This is a genomic window from Micromonospora sp. URMC 107 (genome assembly GCF_051386315.1).
Lineage (GTDB): Bacteria > Actinomycetota > Actinomycetes > Mycobacteriales > Micromonosporaceae > Micromonospora.
The window spans coordinates 1-19,281 of the sequence record NZ_JBPQTK010000036.1 but is presented as its reverse complement, the minus strand read 5'-3'; the positions used below and the strand labels follow the sequence as shown (position 1 = coordinate 19,281).

Genomic DNA, 19,281 nt, shown 5'->3' with positions numbered 1-19,281 from the left:
TCAGGTCCGCTACTTGACACCCGAATAGGACCTGCGGCATCTTGCCTTCGCCCTCACGGTTACGTAGCGTGATCGGTGCGCACACCACCCGCGGGGCCCTGGGGAGCGAGACTGCGGACCGTGGATCCGGCCCGGGAACCACGGTCCGCGCCCCACCGCCCGCGGGAGCGCTCAGCGCGGGTAGACGCCGAAGGACCGCCAGCCCCGGTCGGGGAAGCCGGCGGCGGCCGCCACCCGGGCGGAGGCGGTGTTGGCGGGGTCGTGCAGGTACGTCGGGACGGCCCCCTCGTCGAGCACCCGGCGCGCCGCCTGGGCGACCAGCCGCCGGGCCAGCCCCCGCCCCCGGGCCGCCGGCACGGTGCCGACCGCCAGCTCGTGGCCGTACGCGTCGTGCCGCTTGATCCCGACCCCGGACAGGTAGCGCCCCCGGGCGTCGCGCGCCACCAGCACCGGCCGGTCGAACAGGCGCAGCCAGGACGGCAGCCCGGCGGCGGTCGGGGCCGTCCACTCCCCCGCGTCCGGCAGCGGGGCCGGTGCCACGCTCCACCGGAACACGTCGTCGTGCACCGCCCAGCCGGGTCGCCCGACCGCGGCGGGCAACGCCGCGAGCGGTGGCCCGCCCGGCCGCCGGGCCAGCTCGCGGACCGCCGCGACCCGGTCGGGGGCCACGGAGAGCACGGTGCTCACGCCGGCGGTCACCGCGACGGCCGGCCGGAGCCGGCCGTCCCAGGCCGGTCGGGCGCGCCGGTGCGAGCCGACCACGTGCAGCCCGGGCCCGGCCGGCCACTGGCCGAGCCAGCTCGCCAGGTGCAGGTGCAGCCGCCGGTCGAGCATCGCGCTCACCTCCCCGCGGCCGTCGGTGGGCACCGGAGGCCGGGCCGCCGACGCCCGGCCCGCCTCGCCGACGATCACCGTACGCGGGCGCTTCGGCCCCGCGCGACGGAACCCGTCGGGGCGGGCCGCCGGTGCCCGGCCGCGTCGGGTCCGGCCGGCGCGAGGGTTGGGCGGCGGGGCGGGCGGGTAGACCTACCGGCACGCCGATGGCCGGGGATTCGTGGGGAGACGGCCGATCACGGGAACCAGACGCATCGATCGGTCGTCATATTCACTTTCATACATGGACAACTTTGTTTGGGACGGTATGGTCATGCCGAATCAGCCGAACGACCGGTACCACCAGGACCCCGAGCGACTCTGGCGGGCCACCGAGGCCGCCGGGCGGTTCCCGGCCCAGTCGGCGTACCGGGGTCACCGCGCCGGGACCGAGGCGCTCTCGTGGAGCGAGGTGAACAAGCAGCCCGCCGGCGCCTCCTCGCGCGGCGGCCTGAACACCCGCTGACCGCCCCGCGCGCGGCCGGGCGACTCCGCGACACACCCGGACGGTCCACCGGCGGCTTTCGCACACCTGTCGGGTAATTTCTTCTGGTCCGGCATCCCGGCCTACGACAGGAGAAGCTCCGCGCATGGGCAAGAAGACGATCCACGTCTCCGACTTCAGCGGCACGGTCATCCAGCCCGACGACGAGGTGGTCCGCGTCGTCGTCCTGGAGCACCCTGACCTGGTCGCGGGGCCCGTGCGGCTGGACGCCACCCCGGTCGAGGTGGAGGGCATCGACGACGCCGCGCTGGACGTCGCGGTGGTCGAGATCCACGACCGGCACGGCGACGGCGAGCCGCGCCGGGTGGTGCTCACCGCGAGCGAGTTCGACGCGATGGCGACCGACGTGCCGATGGCGCAGCTGCTGAAGACGGCCGAGCGGGTCCGCCCGCCGAAGGCCCGCAAGGGCGCGGAGCGGGTCGACTACGGCACGATCGAGCACGCCGGCCGGCCGCACCGGGGCCGGGTCACCGAGGAGGAGGCCCGGTTGGTGCGCGAGCGGCTCGACGAGGTCAACAAGCGACTCGCCGACGCCGGGATCCGCCAGGTCGACCCGACGGATCCCGAGCACGCCACCCGCTACGGCTTCCCCACCGCGCCCTGAGGCGGATCATTCCCGCAGCTGGACGGCCCGCAGCGCCGCCGCCACCCACTCCTCGGCCGCGGCCTTGGTCACGCCGAGCCCGCTGAGGGCCCCGGCCCCGTTCTCGTGCTCCAGGAGCGCGAGCAGGATGTGCTCGGTGCCGATGTAGTTGTGCCCGAGCCGCAGGGCCTCGCGGAAGGTCAGCTCCAGCGCCTTCTTGCCCTGGGCGTCGTACGGGATCAGGTCGGGCACCTCGGCGGCCGGGGGCGGCAGCGCGGCCGTCGCCGCCTCGCGTACCCGCTCCAGCGACACGCCCTGGGCGACGATCGCCTTCGCGGCCAGCGCCTCCGGCTCGCTGAGCAGCCCCAGCACCAGGTGCTCGGGGCGGATCTCGGCGTGCCCGGTGGCCCGGGCCTCGTTCTGCGAGGCCATCACCACGTTGCGGGCGCGGGGGGTGAAGCGGGCGAAGCCCTGCTGCGGGTCCAGCGGCGTCTCGTCGGCCTTCGGCACGAAGCGCTTCTGCGCCGCCTGCTTGCTGACGCCCATGCTGCGGCCGATCTCGGTCCAGGACGCGCCCGAGCGGCGGGCCTGGTCGACGAAGTGGCCGATCAGGTGGTCGGCGACGTCGCCGAGGTGGTCGGCCGCGATGACCGCGTCGGTGAGCTGGTCGAGCGCGTCCGGGTGCGCCTTCTTGATCGCCTGGATCAGGTCGTCGAGTCGTACGGGGTTGCTCATCTGCACTGGTTCCGTCATGCGTCAACCATAGGTTGACGGGTGCCTCGCGTCAACCAGAAGTTGACGCGAGGCACCCGTGGCGCGCCCGCCCGCCGCCCGCACCGAACCGGCGGCCCCGGCGGGCGGCGCGTAGGAAAGTTCCACCATTGCCCCGTCCCGCATAGAAGATTTACGATCCGATCTTCATTGTCGAACCGCCCCTTCGGAGCGGACATCGGAGGCAACAGATGTGTGACGCACCGGAGACAGCCAGCCTGATCCACGCGCCGGCCCGGCGCCGCGCCCTCCTCACGGCGCTCGGCGTCGGCGTGGGGATCGGGGTCGTCGGCCTGCCCAGCCCCGCGCAGGCCGCCACCGGCACCTGGAGCAACCCGACGCGCGGCACGCTGACCTCCGGTTACAAAAGCCCCAGCCGGCCCGGGCACCTGGGGTGGGACGTGGCCAACAGCCAGGGCACCCCGGTCTACGCCACGGCCGCCGGAACCGTCCGGGACATCAGGACCAACTCGTACCCGGGCGACACGACGAGCGGGCCCCTGGCCGGTCGCACCGGCAACAGCGTCCACATCGACCACGCCGACAACTACTTCTCCTACTACGGCCACCTCTACCGCGTGCTGGTCAGCGACGGCCAGCAGATCAGCTGCGGCCAGCTGATCGGCCTGATGGGCACCACCGGCAACTCGACCGGCCCCCACCTGCACTTCGAGATCCACCACCCGCGGCTGACCACGCTCGACCCCCGGGTCTTCCTGGCCAACCGGGGCATCACCCTCGGCTCGACGGCTCCCGTCGGCAGCACCGGCTACCCGAGCGTCGGCCAGGGCGCCTCGGGGTGGGTGCCCCGGGTGATCCAGTACCTGGTGCGGGCGCGCGGCATCTCCGTCGTGGTGGACGGCGTCTACGGGGCCGCAACCACCAGCGCCGTCCGCAGCTTCCAGAGCAGCCGGGGACTCTACGCCGACGGCATGGTCGGCCCGATCACCTGGACCGCGCTCGTCCTGCCCCTGCGGGAGGGCAACTCCGGCGACCTGGTGCGCGGCCTCCAGACCGCCCTGAACGCCCGGGGCGCCAGCCTCCTCGTCGACGGCGGTTTCGGTTCGGTCACCACCAGCGCGGTACGCAGCTTCCAGAGCCGCAACGGCCTCGTCGCCGACGGCCTCGTCGGCCCGGTCACCTGGAGCGTGCTCATCTGAGCGGCGCCGTCAGAGCCAGCCGTTGTCCCGGGCGGTACGGAAGGCCTCCGCCCGGTTGGCGACGCCGAGCTTGCTGACCGCCGCGGAGAGGTGGTTGCGGACCGTGCCGGCGGAGAGATGGGTACGCCGGGCCACCTCCGCCACCGGCGTGTCGTACTCGGCCAGCCGGAGCACGTCCAGCTCGCGCGGCGTCAGCGGGCACTCCGGCGCGGTGAGCGCGTCCGCGGCCAGCGCCGGGTCGACGTACCGGCCGCCGGCGTGCACCCGGCGGATGACGTCGGCGAGCGTGCCGCCCGGCGCGCCCTTGGGCAGGAACCCCTTCGCCCCGGCGGCCAGCGCGCGTTGCAGGTGCGGCGGCCGGCCGTGCCCGGTCAGGATCACCACCTTGCAGGCGGGCAGGACGCGCGCCAGCTCCGCGGTCACCTCCAGCCCGTCCAGGGCCGGCATCTGGAGGTCCACCACGGCGACGTCCGGCCGGTGGGCGAGCGCGGCGGTCACGGCGGCCCGCCCGTCCGGCGCCTCGGTCACCACCTCCAGGTCGGACTCCAGACCGAGCAGGGCGGCCAGCGCCGCCCGGATCAGGTCCTCGTCGTCGGCGAGCAGCACCCTGATCACGGGCGGGTCCGTACCGTCACGTCGAGGCGGAACACCCCGTCGTCGATCCGGTGGCGCAGCGTCCCCCCGGCCTCGGCCAGCCGCTCGGCCAGCCCGCGCAGCCCGAAGCTGTGCCGGTCCGGCGTCGCCCCCTCGGCGCCGTCGTTCGTCATGGTCATCCGTACCTCGTCCTCGTCCTGGCCGATCTCGATGGTGCACCAGGTGGCCCGGCTGTGCCGCAGCACGTTGGTGCTGGCCTCCCGCAGCACCGCGACGAACTGCCGGGCGATGTCCGGCGGCACGGCGTCCGGGGGCAGCGCGACCGCGCAGCGGATGCCGGAGGAACGCAGCACCTGCTCCACCGCGGCGATCTGGTCCCCGAGGTCCACCGCACGATACCCGTGCACCACCTCGCGCAGTTCGACGAGCGCCGACGCCGCCAGCCGCTGCACCTCGGCCGCCTCCCGGCTGGCCCGCCCAGCGTCCGTGGCCGCCAGCCGGGACGCCAGCTCGGCCTTGAGCGCGATGACCGAGAGGCTGTGCCCGAGCAGGTCGTGCACGTCGCGGGCGAACCGCAGCCGCTCCTCGGTGGCGGCGAGGCGCCCCTGGGCGGCCCGCCCCCGCTGCGCCTCGACGAGGAGCCCCCACAGCCAGAGCTGGAGGGCGTTCCACGCGGCCATGGAGAGGCCGGCGACCAGCACGATGGTGACCTGGCCGCGGACCGGGGCCCCGTTCCAGGCCGCCACCCCGGCGGCCGTCGCCACGGACAGCAGCACCGCCGGACCGGCGACCCACCACTGCCGCAGCAGGGACACCGAGCCGATCACCGACGCCCCCAGGAACCCCCAGGTCGCCCACTCCGGCCCGCCCACTGGCCCGACCAGCGGTACGGAGAGCACGGCGGCCCAGACGAACCCGGCGAGCAGGCGCCGCCGCGTCGACTCGGCCAGCCACGGGGTGATCGCCCCGTACAGCGCTCCGCTCTGCGCGACGACGAACAGGACGACCCCCACCGTTCCGGCCACCGCCCAGCGGGGGTCCTCCTCCCGCGTCAGTCCGACGGCGGCCAGCAGCAACGTGCCCAGGACGCCGCTGCCGACGGTGCTCAGCGTGACGGCACGGGCGCGGCGCAGGCCGACGTCGCGCTCGACCTGCGCCCGCTCCATCCGCACGCTCCCGATGCCAGGTGGTGCGATGACCTCGATCATCCGTGCCGGGGCTCCCATCGGAAGTACCGGGCGGCCATGAACAGCGACACCGCCAGCCAGACCAGCAGCACCCCGAAGGAGGGCAGCGTCTCGGCCAGCGTCCCGGCGAAGCTCAGGGCCTGACCCTCGTCGGTGCGGGCGAGCCAGCCGACGCGCATGATCTCGGTGAACGGCCCCATGGGCAGGAACCAGAGGATCCGTTCCAGCGACTCCGGCAGCGCGCCGAGCGGCAGCAGCGCACCCGGCGTGGCCAGGAAGATCACCACGGTCGGCAGGGTGGTCAGCATGGCCGCCTCGGAGCTGCGGGTGATGGCGGAGAGCGCCGCCGAGAACGCCGCCATGATCGCGGAGCCGAACAGCAGTGCCACCGCCATCACCAGCGGGTTCTTCGGCATCGGCAGGCCGAGCACCAGCATGGCGTAGCCGGCCAGCACGACGAACTGGGCGAGGAAGATCGCCACGGTGCTGCTGGCCGTGCCGAGCAGGATGGTGCGGTCCGAGGCGAGCCCGGCCCGCAGCCGCTTGAGCACCAGCTCCTGGCGGCGCGACGCGTACACGGTGGTCAGGTGGTGGTGCACCAGGAAGACCATGATCAGGGTGGTGATGCTGACGACCCGGCGGACGCCGGCGACCGCCTCGCCCCCGTACTCGCTGACGAGCAGGATGGCGATCATCAGCGGGGTCACCACGGACATGGCCGTGGCCGTCCAGTTGCGACGCAGCGCCAGCAGCTCCATCTTGAGCATCGCGGCCATCTGCCAGAACGGCCGAGTCGCCCGGTCGCGCGAGGCGGCGGTGGTGGTGGGGCTCGGCGTCGTCATCGTCCCGCTCATCGGGCGGCCTCCGGTTCCGCGTGCTGGTCGGTCAGGTCGTGGTCGGCGGCGATGTCCAGGAAGACATCCTCCAGGGTGGCCGGTCGGGCCGACAGGGACGCCAGCCGGATGTCGCCCGCGTTGGCCCATTCGAGCAGCCGGGTGAGATCGGTCTGGAGCTGGCGGGACTCGTACGTGACCCGGTCGCCCTCGACCAGGCGGGCCGCGTGCGGCAGGTCGGGCAGCGCGTCCGTCGCCGGCAGCCGGAAGCTGATCCGGGCGGGCAGGGTGCGCACGACGTCCTCCGGGGCCCCGGTGGCGACGATGCTGCCACCCCGCATGATCGCCACCCGGTCGGCGAGGACCTCGGCCTCCTCCAGGTAGTGCGTGGTGAGCAGGACGGTGGTCCCGCCCTTCTGGAGCTCGCGGACGACGTCCCAGGTGCGGCGCCGGGAGGCCGGGTCCATGCCGGTGGTCGGCTCGTCGAGGAAGAGCACCTCCGGCCGGCCGAGCACGGCGAGCGCCAGCTCCAGCCGCCGGCCCTCGCCGCCGGAGAGCTGCTCGACCGCCACGTTCATCCGGTCGGCGAGGTCGACGAGCTCCAGCACCTCCCTGACGGTCTGCGGCCGGACGGTGAGGGACCGCCAGATCTCCACCGTCTCCCGGACGGTCAGCGCACCGGTGAACCCCCCGTGCTGGAGCATCACGCCCGTCCGGGGACGCACCGTGGCCCGGTCCCGCACCGGATCCAGCCCGAGCACCCGGACGCGGCCGGACGTGGCCGGTTGCAGCCCCTCCAGCACCTCGATGGTGGTGGTCTTGCCGGCACCGTTGGTGCCCAGCAGGGCGAACAGCTCGCCCCGACGGATCCGCAGGGAGATGCCCCGCACCGCCTCGAACTCCCCGTAGCCGCGGCGCAGCCCGTCCACTTCGATCACGACGTCATCCATGCTTCTCAGGCTGCCGTCGACCGGCGACGGATCCAACCCCCGCCGCGTCATGTTCCGACCGTGTCGTACGCATGCCCCACCCGTGCGTCCCCCACGCCCGCGGCACGCGCGAGGCGGCGGTGCGGTCGCGCCCGGGCGGCCGACCCCGCGCGGGCCGGGCCGGGGCGACGCGCCGCCACACCCGCTACCGGGCGGCCGCCCGCGCCGGCACGCGGGCCGTCATCCGCGCGGGCACCGGGCCCGCCGGGCGGAGCGTCGACAGGGGCGTGAGCGTCAGCTCGTAGCCGGTCGTGTCCACCCGGAAGCGCGTCAGCAAGGCCTTGAGCACCACGCCGGACCGAAGCGGTAGGCCACGCAGTCGCCGTACGCCGCGAAGGACTCCTCGGGGGTGCCCAGCATGTCGCGCTCGAACGCCGGCACGACGCCGAGCAGCCGGTGGCCCGGCGGCCCCGGGATGGCGCCCATCAGTCCGGCGCGGCGGCGAACGGCGTCACGTCCACCGGAAGTTCCGGCAGCACCCCGGCGAGAGCCTCGACCTTCGTCCACGTCATGGTCACCTGGTCGAGGTCCCCGTCCCCCAGCGGGACGCCCAGCTCGCCGAACGCCCGGGCCAGCCGCTCCCGCCGCACGGGGTCGACGCCGTCGGTGGGCACCTCGGGGGCGCAGACGGGCGCGAGGTCCGTCACGACGTCCAGCTTCGGCTCGCGCTCGTGCCAGCCCGTGCGCCGCTGGTAGACGTCGGCGACGGCGGCCAGCTCGAAGTCGCGGCCGGGGGCCGCGGCCAGTTGCAGCGACAGCGGCAGCCCGTCGCCGTCGGCCCCCATCGGCAGCGCCAGCGCGGGGAACCCGACCGCGCTCCAGATGCTGGGCAGGAAGGAGATCGTCTGGAGGCTGGCCTGGTCGTCGTAGCGGGGGGCGGCGGACGGCCAGGCGGGCGTGGCGATGACGTCGACGTCGCGCAACCGCGCCCGCAGGGCGTCGGCGCCCCACCCGCGCACCCGCTGGGCCCGCAGGTACGTCTCCGCCGGCAGCACGCCGCCGAGCGCGACGTTCCACCGGAACGGCCGGCCGTAGTCGCTCCAGCGCGCCCGGAACTGCGCCCCGTGCACCTCGAACGCCTCCACCAGCATCGTGACGAGCTGCGCGGCGAAGAGCGGGAACGCCTCGTCGAACGGCACGTCGACGACCTCCGCCCCGGCGGCGCGCAGCTCGTCGAGCGCGGCGTCGAAGGCGGCGGCGGTGTCGTCGGTCAGCGCGGCGGCGTACCGCACGAGGTCGCCCGGGACGCCGACGCGTACGCCCGCGAGGTCGGCGAGCGGCGGCCGGGACAGCTCCGCGGGCCGGTCCGCCATCACGGCGAGCAGCCGCGCGCACTCCCGGGCCGTACGCGCCAGCGGGCCCGCCGTCTCGACGGACCGCGCCAGCGGGCGGACGCCGGCGGCCGGCAGCAGACCCTGCGTGGGCTTCAGCCCGGTCACGCCGCACAGCGCGGCCGGGATCCGGATGCTGCCGTTGCTGTCGGTGCCGACACCCGCGTCGAAGAACCCGGCGGGAATGCCGTTGGCGCTGCCGCAGCTCGACCCGCCGGTCCACCGGTGGGGATCCCACGGGTTGCGGGGCACCGGGAACGTCGCGGCCGGGTCCGGCCGGGACAGCGCGTGCTCGGCCATCGTGGTCTTGCCCACGATCACCGCGCCGGCCGCGCGCAGCCGCGCCACCACGGTCGCGTCGCGGTCGGCCCACCAGCTCGCGTCGTGCACGACGCTCTGGCAGGTGCTCGGCGCGCCGGCGACGGCGACGACGTCCTTGACGCCGATCAGCGTGCCGCGCAGCGGCCCGTCGGTGCCCGGGTCGTCGATCGGGAAGCGGTGCAGGAAGGTGCCGAGCATCGGCCCGAGCCGGTCGGCCCGCTCGGCGGCGGCGAGGCGGTCCATGTCAGCTCACCACCGGCTGCTCGTGCCGGCCGGTCGCGACGGCCCGCGGCGGGGACGGCGGCGCGGGACGATTACCGGCCAATTCCGGTTCCGTTCCCGTTCCGGTGTCCCGGAAAAAGTCGCTGTGCGGAAAGGCGAACAGCTCAGCCGTGATGTCGTCTCGGACCATGACGTCCGCCTTCCCGTCGCCGTTCGACGAATGACGGTCACCGTTCCGCTCCTGGCGTGCCACGAACACCTCCCCGCACGGGCCGCGGATTTACGCAGCCCAGGACCACGACAGGTCCGACGATGGCGGGTACGGCCGTCGCGGGGTAACCCCTACGGTCACCCCTCACCACCCCGGAATAAGGCGCCTCGGACGCCAATTCTCGCGGCGCCGGCCCCGGAATTCCTGGCTCCCCGCTGTGTGGCGCTGCTAAATACTATTCGCATGCCCGCACCGATCTAAATGGGGAAATCAATGAGCAACGCAATTGCGAACCTCGTGGCCACACCCACGCTCGGTGCGGTGGATCCACAGGCGATCGACCTGTCGGACGTGCACAAGAGATACGGCGACGTGCGGGCCGTCAACGGCATCGACCTGCGGATCGCCCCCGGCGAGGTGGTCGCGTTGCTCGGGCCCAACGGCGCGGGCAAGTCCACGCTCGTCGACATGATCCTCGGGCTCACCCGCCCCGACCGCGGCGAGATCCGCGTCTTCGGGCACACCCCCCGGGAGGCCATCACCCGGGGCGTCATCGGGGCGACACTCCAGGACGGCGCGCTGCTCGACGACGTGTCGATCCGCGAGCTGCTCACGATGGTGGCGTCGCTGCACGCCGCCCCGCTCCCCGTCGCCGAGGTGCTGCGCCGCACCGACCTCACCGACATCGCCGACCGCCGGGGCCGACTCTCCGGCGGCCAGCGCCAGCGGCTGCGCCTGGCGATGACCCTCGTGTCCGACCCGAAGCTGCTGGTGCTCGACGAGCCGACGGTGGCGATGGACGTCGAGTCGCGCCACGTGTTCTGGGCCGCCATGCGGGAGTTCACCGACTCCGGGCGCACCGTGGTGTTCGCCTCCCACTACCTGGAGGAGGCCGAGGAGTTCGCCGACCGGGTGGTGCTCGTCCAGGCCGGGACGGTCATCGCCGACGGCACGGTCGCCGAGATCCGCTCCGTGGTGGCGGGGCGCTCGCTGTCGGCCACCGTCCCGGACGCGACGGTGGAGCAGCTGCGCCTGCTGCCCGGCGTGCAGAGCGTCGAGTCCCGCGGCCAGCGCTTCGAACTCGTCTGCTCCGACTCCGACGCCGCCGCCCGGGAGCTGTTCGCGCGCCATCCGGGGGCGTACGACGTCGAGATCGGCGCCCTCGGCCTGGAACAGGCGTTCCTGGCCCTCACCTCCACGAAGGGCGGGGCCGCCTGATGAGCACGGGCTTCCTCAAGATCGAAGTGAAGCGGGTGATCCGGGCCCGCAAGTTCTGGATCGCCGCGTTCCTGTTCCCGACGCTGCTCTACCTGATGCAGGCCAACCTGTTCCGCGGTGAGGTCGTCGAACGCACCGGCATCGACTTCAGCGAGCACCTGCTGGGCGGTCTCGCCGCCTTCGGCGCGCTCTTCGTCGCGCTGAACGTCGGCACCCGGGTGGCGATCGAGCGGTCGACGGGCTGGCAGCGTCAGCTGCGCATCACCCCGCTGTCGCCGACGTCCTACCTGACCGCGAAGCTGGCCGCGGCGATGGTGGTGGCGCTGCCGGCGATCACGGCGGTCGCGCTCACCGGCGCGCTGTTGCAGGGCGTCCAACTGCCGCTGACCGGCTGGCTCCAGCTGGTGCTCGGAGTCTGGCTCGGCACGCTGCCGTTCGCGCTGCTGGGCGTTTTCATCGGCCAGGTCGCCACGGCCGAGAGCGTGCAGGTCCTCACCTCCGTCTCGCACATGCTGCTCGGCGTGCTCGGCGGCGCGCTGTTCCCGTCGGTCGCGTTCCCCGAGTGGCTCCAGAAGGTGTCCGCGGTCATGCCGAGCCACTGGCTGGCCGAGGTCGGCCACAGCCCGTTCGAGGACGACTCCCGGCTCGGGCTCGCCACCCTGGTGCTCGTCGGGTGGACCGTCGTGCTCGGCGCCGCCGTGACCCTGCGGTACCTGCGGGACAGCGCCCGCGTCTGATTGCCCGCGACCGGGAGCGGACGGCCGCCCGACCCCCTGCACGACGAACGTACGCATCGCTACGACGAGGGATTCCATCGTGAAGAAGAACTCCTGGCAGATACTGCGCAAGGGCGGGCAGGGCGGCCTCACGCTCACCGTCGACTTCACCAGCACCGGCCGCACCCAGGCGTGCTTCCGCGACCTGGTCCCCATGTTGAGCGCGCCCGGCGAGATCTGGGAGACCGTGGCACCGGCCTCCGGCGCCGAGGACACGATGTCCGGCGCCGACTACGTCGAGCGGTGGGCGAAGGCCGTCCGCCGGCGGGAGCGCACCGTCGACACCGTGATCGGCTACTGCGTGGGCGCGGTCTTCGCCGCCCCCCTCGCGTCCCGGCTGGCCGAGTCGCAGGACGAGGCGCCCAGGCTGGTCCTGCTGGACCCGGAGCTGCCGAACATCGTCGGGCTCTACCGGGACTTCCACGCCGCCGCCGACGCGCTGCGGACCATCCTCTCCCCGGAGGAGATCGCCGCGTTCCACGCCGACGGCCAGGCCGTCCAGGAGAAGTACGGGCTGGAGGACCTCACCCTCATCGGCCCCGCGCTCGCCGGGATCTTCCGCGACGCGATCGACGTGGCGGGCCGCCGGCTCGGGCTGGACGACGACGTCCGGGGCGAACTGGGCGGCAGCTTCGCGTCGTTCGTCGGCTACCTGCGGGCGGCGGCGGAGATCGACCCGACCCCGCAGTGGGCCACGGCGACGGCGATCACCTCCGCGCACTCCACCCAGCGGGGACAGGTCTTCGGGCGCACCATCCCGCTCGACGTCGACCACGAACAGATGCTGCGCCACCCCGACGTCGCCGCGGCGGTCTCCGGCCTGATGACCGGCGCGGACGCCGGTCTGCGGACGGCGGGGTAGCGCGATGGCACCGGGCCGGGCGGGCCGCGAGCCCGCGCTCTTCACCGACCTGTTCGCGGAGCAGGTGCGGCGCACCCCGGACGCCACCGCCGTCGTGTGGGGCGAGCACCGGAAGACGTACGCCGAGCTGGACGCCGAGGCGAACCGGCTCGCGCACCGGCTGGTGTCGCTCGGCGCGGGTCCGGAGCGGCTCGTCGCGATCGGGATCCGGTCCGCGCACCTGGTGGTGGCCGCGCTCGCCACCCTCAAGGCCGGGGCGGCCTACCTGCCGCTGGACCTGAGCTACCCGCCGCAGCGGCTGGAGCACATGCTCACCGACGCGCGGCCCATGCTGCTGCTGACCACCGGCGACGACCAGCACGCGCTGCCGGCGTCCGACACGCCGCGGGTCCTCCTCGACGAGCCGGCCGCGTACGCCGACCAGCCGGACACCGACGTCACCGACGCCGACCGGCTCGCCCCGCTGCGGCCCGCCAACACGGCGTACGTCATCTACACCTCCGGCTCCACCGGCAGCCCGAAGGGCGTGGTGATCGAGCACCGCCAGCTCGGCACGTACCTGCGCCACGTCGTGGCGGCCTACCCGGGCGTACGCGGCCGGGCGCTGCTGCACTCCTCGTTCGCGTTCGACCTGACGGTCACCGCGTTCTACGCGCCGCTCATGACGGGCGGCTGCGTGCACGTCGGCGCCCTGGAGGAGATGGGCACCCCCGCCGCGGGACCGTCCGGGCAGCAGCGGCCCACGTTCGTGAAGGTGACGCCGTCGCACATCCCGCTGCTCACCGCGCTGCCCGCCGAGGCGTCCCCGACCGGGGAGCTGATGGCCGGTGGCGAGTTGCTGCTCGGCGAGACCGTCGACGCCTGGCGCCGCCGGCACCCCGGCGCGCGGGTGGTCAACGAGTACGGCCCGACGGAGACGACGGTCGGGTGCAGCACGGTGGTCATCGAGCCCGACCAGCCGGTGCCGCCGGGGCCGCTGCCCATCGGCCAGCCCATGCCCGACGTGCGCTTCCACGTGCTGGACGAGGAGCTGCGCCCGGTCACGCCCGGCGAGATCGGCGAACTGCACATCGCGGGGGCCCAGCTGGCCCGGGGCTACCTGGGCAGGCCGGCGCTGACCGCCGAGCGCTTCCTGCCCGACCCGTTCGGCCCACCCGGCTCGCGCATGTACCGCTCGGGCGACCGGGTCCGGCCCACCGAGAACGGCGAGTACGAGTTCTGCGGGCGGGTCGACAACCAGGCCAAGATCCGCGGCTACCGCATCGAGCTCGGGGAGATCGAGGCGGCGCTGCTGCGCCGCCCGGAGGTGCGGCACGCGGCGGTGGTCATCCGCACGGACACCCCGGAGGTCAAGCAGCTCGTCGCGTACGTGGTGCCCGGGGCGGACGGGAAGGTCGATCCGCAGCAGGTGCGCAAGGACCTCGCGGAGACCCTGCCGGACTACATGGTGCCGAGCGCCGTGGTGAGCCTCGCGGCGCTGCCGCTGACCGTGAACGGCAAGCTCGACACGGCGGCCCTGCCGGCGCCGGAGGTCGCGGCGGCCCCGGGCGGGCGGGCGCCGGCCGACGAGTTGCAGGCCCTGCTGTGCGAGCTCTTCGCCACCTACACCGCCGTCTCCTCGATCGGCGTCGACGACGACTTCTTCGTCCGGGGCGGCACCAGCCTCGGCGCCGCCCAACTGGTCAACGAGGCACGCAGGCGCGGGCTCACGCTGTCGCTGCGCGACGTGCTGGAAAACCGGACCGTGGCGCGACTCGCCGAGGTCTGCGCCGACACCGACCGAGGGGACGAGTGAGCATGACCATCGCAGCCAGCAGGAAGGAAGCAGCCATGTGGCTGCTCGAGCGGCTGGTGCCGGACACCGGGGTCAACAACGTGGCGGTCGCCTTCGAGGTGGCCGGCAGGATCGACCGCGAGCTGTTCACGGCGGCGCTGCGGGCGGTCCTGGCCCGTCACGAGGTGTTGCGCACCGTGTTCCGCTCCGACGACGCGACGCTCACCCGGGAGGTGCTCGACCAGGTCGACGTGCCCCTGGTGGACGTCGCGGTGGGCGACGACGGGATGGACGCCGATCTGACCGCGTTCGCCGCCGAGCCCTTCGCGATCGACGGCCGCCCCCTGCTGCGGGCGGGCGTCCGCGCGGGAGCGGACGGCGACGTGTGCTGCGTCGTCGTGCACCACCTGATCTTCGACGCCATGTCGACCACGATCCTGCTGCGCGAGCTGCTCGCCGCGTACGAGACCGTCGCGGCGGGACGCCGGCCGGACGACGCCCCGGTGGCCGCGCTCGCGGAACGCGCGCCGGACGAGCGCAGCGTCGCGTACTGGCGCAAGAACCTCGACGGGCTGCGGCCCGCCGAGGCGGGTCTGTGGTGCGCCCGGCCGCCCGTCGGGGCGCCGTCCCTGCGCGCCCGGACGGTCCACCACGAACTCTCCGCACCGGCCCGCGACGTGGTGCGCCGCTTCCAGCGCGAACTGCGCGCCTCCGAGGCGGTCGTGCTGCTCGCGGCGTACTCGGTGCTGCTCGCCCAGCACGGCGCGGGATCCGACGTGGTCATCGGCACCCCGGTGAACGTCCGCGACCAGCGCAGCATGAACGCCATCGGCTACCACGCGAACCTGGTGCCGCTGCGGGTCCGGGTCGATTCGGACGCCGACTTCCGCGCCGTCGTCAAGCAGACGCGCAGCACCTTCCTGGAGGCGATCAGCCACGCCGACGTACCGCTGGAGCACGTGTCCCCCGCCGTGCTCGGCGACGCGCCGTCGTCGTGGCGCAGCTCGTTCTTCCGGCACCTGTTCAACTACGTGCCCGGCACCGTCGACGCCTCCGCCACGCTGACCGGGATGCCGGTGCGCCACGTCATGGTGGAGAACGGCTACAGCCGCTTCGACCTGGAGTTCTTCATCATGCCGGGCGCGGAGGCGACCACCGTCCGCGCGGCGTTCTGCGTCGACGCCTTCGACGCGGCCGACGTCGCGCTGCTGCTGGAGCGGTACGACGCGCTGCTCGTGCGGCTGGGCGACGACCTGGACCGGCCGGTGGCGCAGCTGTCCCGCCGGGGCGCGAGCGACCTCGCCCTGTCGGCGCCGCCGCCGCGGGCGGCCGCCACGGCGTCCGTGCTGGACGCGGTGCACGCGACGGTCGCCGCGGACCCGGACCGCGTCGCCGTGCAGGACGGCGCGGACGCCGTCACGTACGGCCAGCTGTGGTCGGCGGCGATCGCCACCCGGGACCTGGTCGCGGCCTCGGGCGCGAGCACGGTCGCCGTGCTGGCGCCGCGCGGCGCGGAGCTGGCCGCCGCGTGGCTCGGCGGGTGGCTGGCGGGCGCGCGCTGCGTCCTGCTCGACCCGACCCAGCCGATCCCCGACCTCGCCGCGCGGCTGGCCGACTCGGGCGCCGCGCCGGTGCTGGCGGCCGAGGGCCTCCCCGTGCCCGGCGCGGTGCGCATCCCCGCCGCCGACGCGGCCCGCACCGACGCGCCGGCCGGGCCCGACCTCGACGCGGCGGCCTACCTGGCGTACCAGGTCGACGCGCCCGCGCCGCTCGCGGTGACGGTCACCCACCGGGCCCTGGCCGGCGCGGTCGCGCAGCTCGCGGACCGGGTCGCCACCGGGCCGGCCGTCACCTCCTGGCTGAGCAGCGTCGCCACCGACGCGGCGCTGACGGAGCTGCTGGTCGCGCTGACCACCGGCGGCCGGGTCGTCGTCGCCCCCGACCGGGCCCGCACCGACGGTCACGCGCTCGGCGAGCTGGTGGAGCGGCACGGGGTGGGCGTGGTGCAGGCGCCGCCGGCGGTGTGGCGCCAGGTGGTCGAGCACGCCGGTGCCCGGCTCGCGGGCCGCGCCGTCCTGGTGTCGCACGAACCGCTTTCCCGCCCGCTGGCCGCGCAGCTGCGCGCCACCGGCGGCACGCCGCACCACGGCTACACCACGCCCGGCGTCGCCGGGTACGCCGCGCTCGACGGCGGACGGGACTCCACGGGGGTCCTCCCGGCGGCCCGCGTGTTCGTCACCGAGCCCGGCACCGGGCACGAGCTGGGCATCGGCGTACGCGGCGAGCTGTGCGTCGCGGGCGACACCCTGGCCGCCGGCTACCACGGCCGGCCGGAGCTGACCGCCGTCCGGTTCGGCGAGCACCCGACGCACGGGCGGTTCCACCGCACCGGAGACCTCGCGCGCCTGCTGCCGGACGGCCGGGTCGAGGTCGTCGGCCCGCTGTCGGCCCAGGTACGGGTCGCCGGCCAGCGGATCCACCTCTCCGACATCGAGTCCGTCCTCGCCGCCCACCCGGACGTGGAGGCGGTCGCCGCCGTGGGGGCCGGCGGCGACGCGCAGGACGTCACGGTCGTCGCGTTCGTCGAGTCCCGCAAGCCCGACGTGGCGGAGCGGCTGCGCGAGCACGCCCGCGCCCTGCCGGGCACGCCCGAACTGGTCGTGCTGAACCAGCTGCCGGTGACCGTGGCGGGCACCGTGGACCGCGCGGCCCTCGTCGCGCTCGCCGCGGCGCGGGCATCGGCCGAGGCCGACCCGCCGGACGAGACGACCGCCGCCCTCGTCGGGATCTGGACCGAGATGCTCGACCGGCCGGGCCTGCACGCGGACTCGAACTTCTTCGCCAGCGGTGGCCACTCGCTGCTGGGCGCCCAGCTCGTGCAGCGGGTGCGGACCGAACTGGCGATGCCGGTCCAGCTCGCCGACCTGTTCGCCAACCCGACGCCACGGCAGCTCGCGGAGCACCTGCAGGACGCGTTCTGGGACGACGACGACGAGGACGACGACTGACCGATCGCTCCACCCCCACACCGTCTCGAACCTCAGCAGAGGAGGCTCGGCGTGACCGTAGACGTCCAGCCCACACGCAGTACCGACCGTTCGATCGTCCTGACCCGCGAGGAGAACATCGAGGTCGACACGATCGCCCGCTACCTGGCGGGCCGACCGCCGCGCCTGGTGGACTCGGCCGCCTGGCTCGGCTCGGCCCGCGAGCTGTCCAGCAACCTGCCCGTACGACTGCGCCAGATGGTGCGGCGCTTCGCCTGGGATCCCGGGCCCGACGCCGTGCTGCTGGTGCGCAACCTGCCCGTGGACGCCGACGAACTGCCCGCCACGCCCACCGTGGCCGGCTCGGCGCAGCGGGAGTCCACCGTGCCCGCCGCCGCGCAGGTGCTGCTCGGGTTGCAACTCGGGGAGCTCATCGCCTTCAAGGAGGAGAAGAGCGGCGCGCTGGTGCAGGACGTCGTGCCGGTGCCGGGGATGGAGAAGTTCCAGGGCAACGCGGGCTCGGTGATGCTCTCCATGCACGTGGAGAACGCCTTCCACGTCTACCGTCCGGACTACGTCGGGCTGCACTGCCTGCGCAACGACCACGACAACGTGGCCGGGTTGCAGGTCACGTCGATCCGCAACGCGCTGCCCCTGCTGTCCGAGCAGGCCCGCGAGGTGCTGCACGAGCCACGGTTCGTCACCGAGCCGCCGGCGTCGTTCGGTGACCTGCGCAGCGCGCCGGAGCCGCACGGCATCCTCAGCGGCAGCCCCGAGGACCCGGACGTCCAGGTCGACTTCGAGAGCTCGTTCCCCCTCGACCCCGAGGCCGCGCAGGCGCTGTCGCTGCTGGGCGACGCGCTGCGCACCGTGCGCAGGACGTTCATCCTGGAACCCGGCGACCTCGCGTTCGTCGACAACCGGCTGGCCCTGCACGGCCGCACCGAGTTCACGCCCCGCTACGACGGCCGCGACCGGTGGCTGCAGCGGATCTTCGTGCACCGCGACTTCCGGCGCTCCCGGGCCCTGCGCCCGGGCGACGGGAACGTGCTCAACAGCGGCAGCTGACGGCCCGGCTCCGAGCCGGCGGGTCGGCGCCGGTCCGTACGCGACGGACCGGCTGGTCGACGACGGACCGTGGACGCGGTGGTGTTCGGCTCCGGAATCCGGCAGCCGCACCACCGCGTCCCCTTTCGCGCGCCCCGCCCGCCGGAGTTCTCTTTTCGGCCGCGGTGTCCCGCCCCGCGGCCGCGCCCGCGGCCCATTTCGCCCGGGGGTGTGTCCTCCCCCCGAGGCCGCCATTTCGCCCGGGGTGCGTCTCCCCCGAGGCCGCCATTCCGCATTCGTGCGCCGGGGCCGACCGCCGCGCGCCCCGTCGACCGCACTCCGCCGCATTCGCCGCCGATCGGCGACTCGCGTCAATGCCTCATACGGGCCGCGGAATCGTCGCGGCGCGCCGGCGCGCGGCCTCGTCCGGCACGCGATCCTCGTGGCGCCCCGGGGGTCGGGAGCGAGGGCGGCCGGCGAGCGGGGCGCGACGGGGAGAGCCGTCCCGGTCCATCCCGTTACCGATCCGCACGAGCTCACGGGCACCGTTCCCACGCCACACGTGCGCCGTTCACCTGGCCCGGATGAGGAACTCACGCCCCACCACCACCCGACAATGCCTGACCAGCAACTCCACACTGACGACCCGATAACCCACACCATGCACCCCCACCTCCTGCGGGGTGCCCTAGGGGTGCCTCGCCAATGACCACCGATGGGAAACTCCAACCCCGCCGGAAACGCACCACCCACGCCACAACCCACCGGAGGAACCCATGCAATTCTCCGTACTCGGCAGCACCGAAGTCACCAACAACGGCCACCAACTCGAACTCGGCGGCATCAGACAACGCGCAATCCTCGGCTACCTCCTCCTCAACGCCAACAAAGTCGTCGCCACCAGCCAAATCCTCAACGCCATGTGGGACGGCAACCCACCCCCCACCGCCCGCAAAATGGTCCAAAACGCCGTCTCCGGCATCCGCCGCATGCTCACCCACAACACCGACCCCACCACCAACCCCACCCTCCACACC

20 protein-coding genes are annotated in these 19,281 nt (G+C 74.1%); 10 read left to right on the top strand and 10 right to left on the bottom strand.

Annotated elements, in window-relative coordinates; translation table 11 throughout:
• Positions 1-171: 171 nt before the first annotated feature.
• A complete protein-coding gene (locus ACSNN9_RS11355) occupies positions 172-834 on the bottom strand; it encodes a GNAT family N-acetyltransferase (protein ID WP_436672985.1) in 663 nt (220 codons plus the stop codon).
• Between the two features lie 313 nt (positions 835-1,147).
• Between ACSNN9_RS11355 and ACSNN9_RS11350 the strand changes: the two genes are divergently transcribed.
• Together ACSNN9_RS11350 and ACSNN9_RS11345 are read left to right on the top strand one after the other, a co-directional pair.
• Entirely contained in the window at positions 1,148-1,339 is a 192-nt protein-coding gene (locus tag ACSNN9_RS11350) for a DNA repair protein (RefSeq protein WP_436672984.1), read from the top strand.
• A gap of 124 nt (positions 1,340-1,463) precedes the next feature.
• The gene (locus ACSNN9_RS11345) at positions 1,464-1,982 is read left to right on the top strand and encodes a hypothetical protein (RefSeq protein WP_436672983.1); all 519 of its coding nucleotides are present in this window, start codon (positions 1,464-1,466) and stop codon (positions 1,980-1,982) included.
• Positions 1,983-1,988: 6 nt separating this feature from the next.
• Here ACSNN9_RS11345 and ACSNN9_RS11340 read toward each other — a convergent pair whose 3' ends face one another.
• The gene (locus ACSNN9_RS11340) at positions 1,989-2,714 is read right to left on the bottom strand and encodes a Clp protease N-terminal domain-containing protein (protein ID WP_436672982.1); all 726 of its coding nucleotides are present in this window, start codon (positions 2,712-2,714) and stop codon (positions 1,989-1,991) included.
• A gap of 209 nt (positions 2,715-2,923) precedes the next feature.
• On the opposite strand from ACSNN9_RS11340, the gene ACSNN9_RS11335 reads away from it, so the two are divergent.
• Positions 2,924-3,892, top strand: coding sequence for a peptidoglycan-binding protein (locus ACSNN9_RS11335; RefSeq protein ID WP_436672981.1), 969 nt, complete (start codon positions 2,924-2,926; stop codon positions 3,890-3,892).
• 9 nt (positions 3,893-3,901) lie between these two features.
• On the opposite strand, the gene ACSNN9_RS11330 is transcribed toward ACSNN9_RS11335, so the two are convergent.
• The 8 genes from ACSNN9_RS11330 to ACSNN9_RS11295 all read right to left on the bottom strand — a co-directional run bounded on the left by ACSNN9_RS11330 (position 3,902) and on the right by ACSNN9_RS11295 (position 9,622).
• A complete protein-coding gene (locus ACSNN9_RS11330; RefSeq protein WP_101411373.1) occupies positions 3,902-4,507 on the bottom strand; it encodes a response regulator transcription factor in 606 nt (201 codons plus the stop codon).
• Entirely contained in the window at positions 4,504-5,694 is a 1,191-nt protein-coding gene (locus tag ACSNN9_RS11325) for a sensor histidine kinase (RefSeq protein ID WP_436672980.1), read from the bottom strand. The genes ACSNN9_RS11330 and ACSNN9_RS11325 overlap by 4 nt, the downstream gene beginning before the upstream one ends.
• Positions 5,691-6,515, bottom strand: a complete 825-nt coding sequence (locus tag ACSNN9_RS11320; protein WP_436672979.1) for an ABC transporter permease — start codon at positions 6,513-6,515, stop codon at positions 5,691-5,693. Before ACSNN9_RS11320 ends, ACSNN9_RS11325 begins: the two co-directional genes overlap by 4 nt.
• Before the next feature lie 8 nt (positions 6,516-6,523).
• Positions 6,524-7,456 (bottom strand): ABC transporter ATP-binding protein, encoded by a 933-nt coding sequence (locus tag ACSNN9_RS11315; RefSeq protein ID WP_436672978.1) that lies wholly within the window; start codon positions 7,454-7,456, stop codon positions 6,524-6,526.
• A 184-nt stretch (positions 7,457-7,640) separates the two neighbouring features.
• Positions 7,641-7,784, bottom strand: coding sequence for a hypothetical protein (locus tag ACSNN9_RS11310; protein WP_436672977.1), 144 nt, complete (start codon positions 7,782-7,784; stop codon positions 7,641-7,643).
• Positions 7,766-7,921, bottom strand: coding sequence for a hypothetical protein (locus ACSNN9_RS11305; RefSeq protein ID WP_436672976.1), 156 nt, complete (start codon positions 7,919-7,921; stop codon positions 7,766-7,768). Before ACSNN9_RS11305 ends, ACSNN9_RS11310 begins: the two co-directional genes overlap by 19 nt.
• Positions 7,921-9,390 carry an amidase gene (locus ACSNN9_RS11300; RefSeq protein ID WP_436672975.1) on the bottom strand — a complete coding sequence of 490 codons (1,470 nt, stop codon included), beginning with the start codon at positions 9,388-9,390 and terminating at the stop codon, positions 7,921-7,923. The genes ACSNN9_RS11305 and ACSNN9_RS11300 overlap by 1 nt, the downstream gene beginning before the upstream one ends.
• 1 nt (position 9,391) lies before the next feature.
• Positions 9,392-9,622: a hypothetical protein gene (locus ACSNN9_RS11295; protein WP_436672974.1), complete on the bottom strand. Its 231-nt coding sequence runs from the start codon at positions 9,620-9,622 to the stop codon at positions 9,392-9,394.
• Positions 9,623-9,853: 231 nt separating this feature from the next.
• Between ACSNN9_RS11295 and ACSNN9_RS11290 the strand changes: the two genes are divergently transcribed.
• The 7 genes from ACSNN9_RS11290 to ACSNN9_RS11260 form a co-directional block, all read left to right on the top strand.
• The gene (locus ACSNN9_RS11290) at positions 9,854-10,798 is read left to right on the top strand and encodes an ABC transporter ATP-binding protein (protein ID WP_436672973.1); all 945 of its coding nucleotides are present in this window, start codon (positions 9,854-9,856) and stop codon (positions 10,796-10,798) included.
• Positions 10,798-11,535 carry an ABC transporter permease gene (locus tag ACSNN9_RS11285; RefSeq protein ID WP_436672972.1) on the top strand — a complete coding sequence of 246 codons (738 nt, stop codon included), beginning with the start codon at positions 10,798-10,800 and terminating at the stop codon, positions 11,533-11,535. The genes ACSNN9_RS11290 and ACSNN9_RS11285 overlap by 1 nt, the downstream gene beginning before the upstream one ends.
• Positions 11,536-11,614: 79 nt before the next feature.
• The gene (locus ACSNN9_RS11280) at positions 11,615-12,436 is read left to right on the top strand and encodes a hypothetical protein (RefSeq protein WP_436672971.1); all 822 of its coding nucleotides are present in this window, start codon (positions 11,615-11,617) and stop codon (positions 12,434-12,436) included.
• A gap of 4 nt (positions 12,437-12,440) precedes the next feature.
• Complete coding sequence (locus ACSNN9_RS11275; RefSeq protein WP_436672970.1) at positions 12,441-14,231, top strand: non-ribosomal peptide synthetase; 1,791 nt, start codon at positions 12,441-12,443, stop codon at positions 14,229-14,231.
• A gap of 2 nt (positions 14,232-14,233) precedes the next feature.
• Positions 14,234-17,218: a condensation domain-containing protein gene (locus ACSNN9_RS11270; RefSeq protein ID WP_436672969.1), complete on the top strand. Its 2,985-nt coding sequence runs from the start codon at positions 14,234-14,236 to the stop codon at positions 17,216-17,218.
• A gap of 51 nt (positions 17,219-17,269) precedes the next feature.
• Positions 17,270-18,265 (top strand): TauD/TfdA family dioxygenase, encoded by a 996-nt coding sequence (locus tag ACSNN9_RS11265; RefSeq protein ID WP_436672968.1) that lies wholly within the window; start codon positions 17,270-17,272, stop codon positions 18,263-18,265.
• Positions 18,266-19,020: 755 nt separating this feature from the next.
• A partial coding sequence (locus ACSNN9_RS11260) for an AfsR/SARP family transcriptional regulator (protein ID WP_436672967.1) occupies positions 19,021-19,281 on the top strand: 261 nt, incomplete at its 3' end.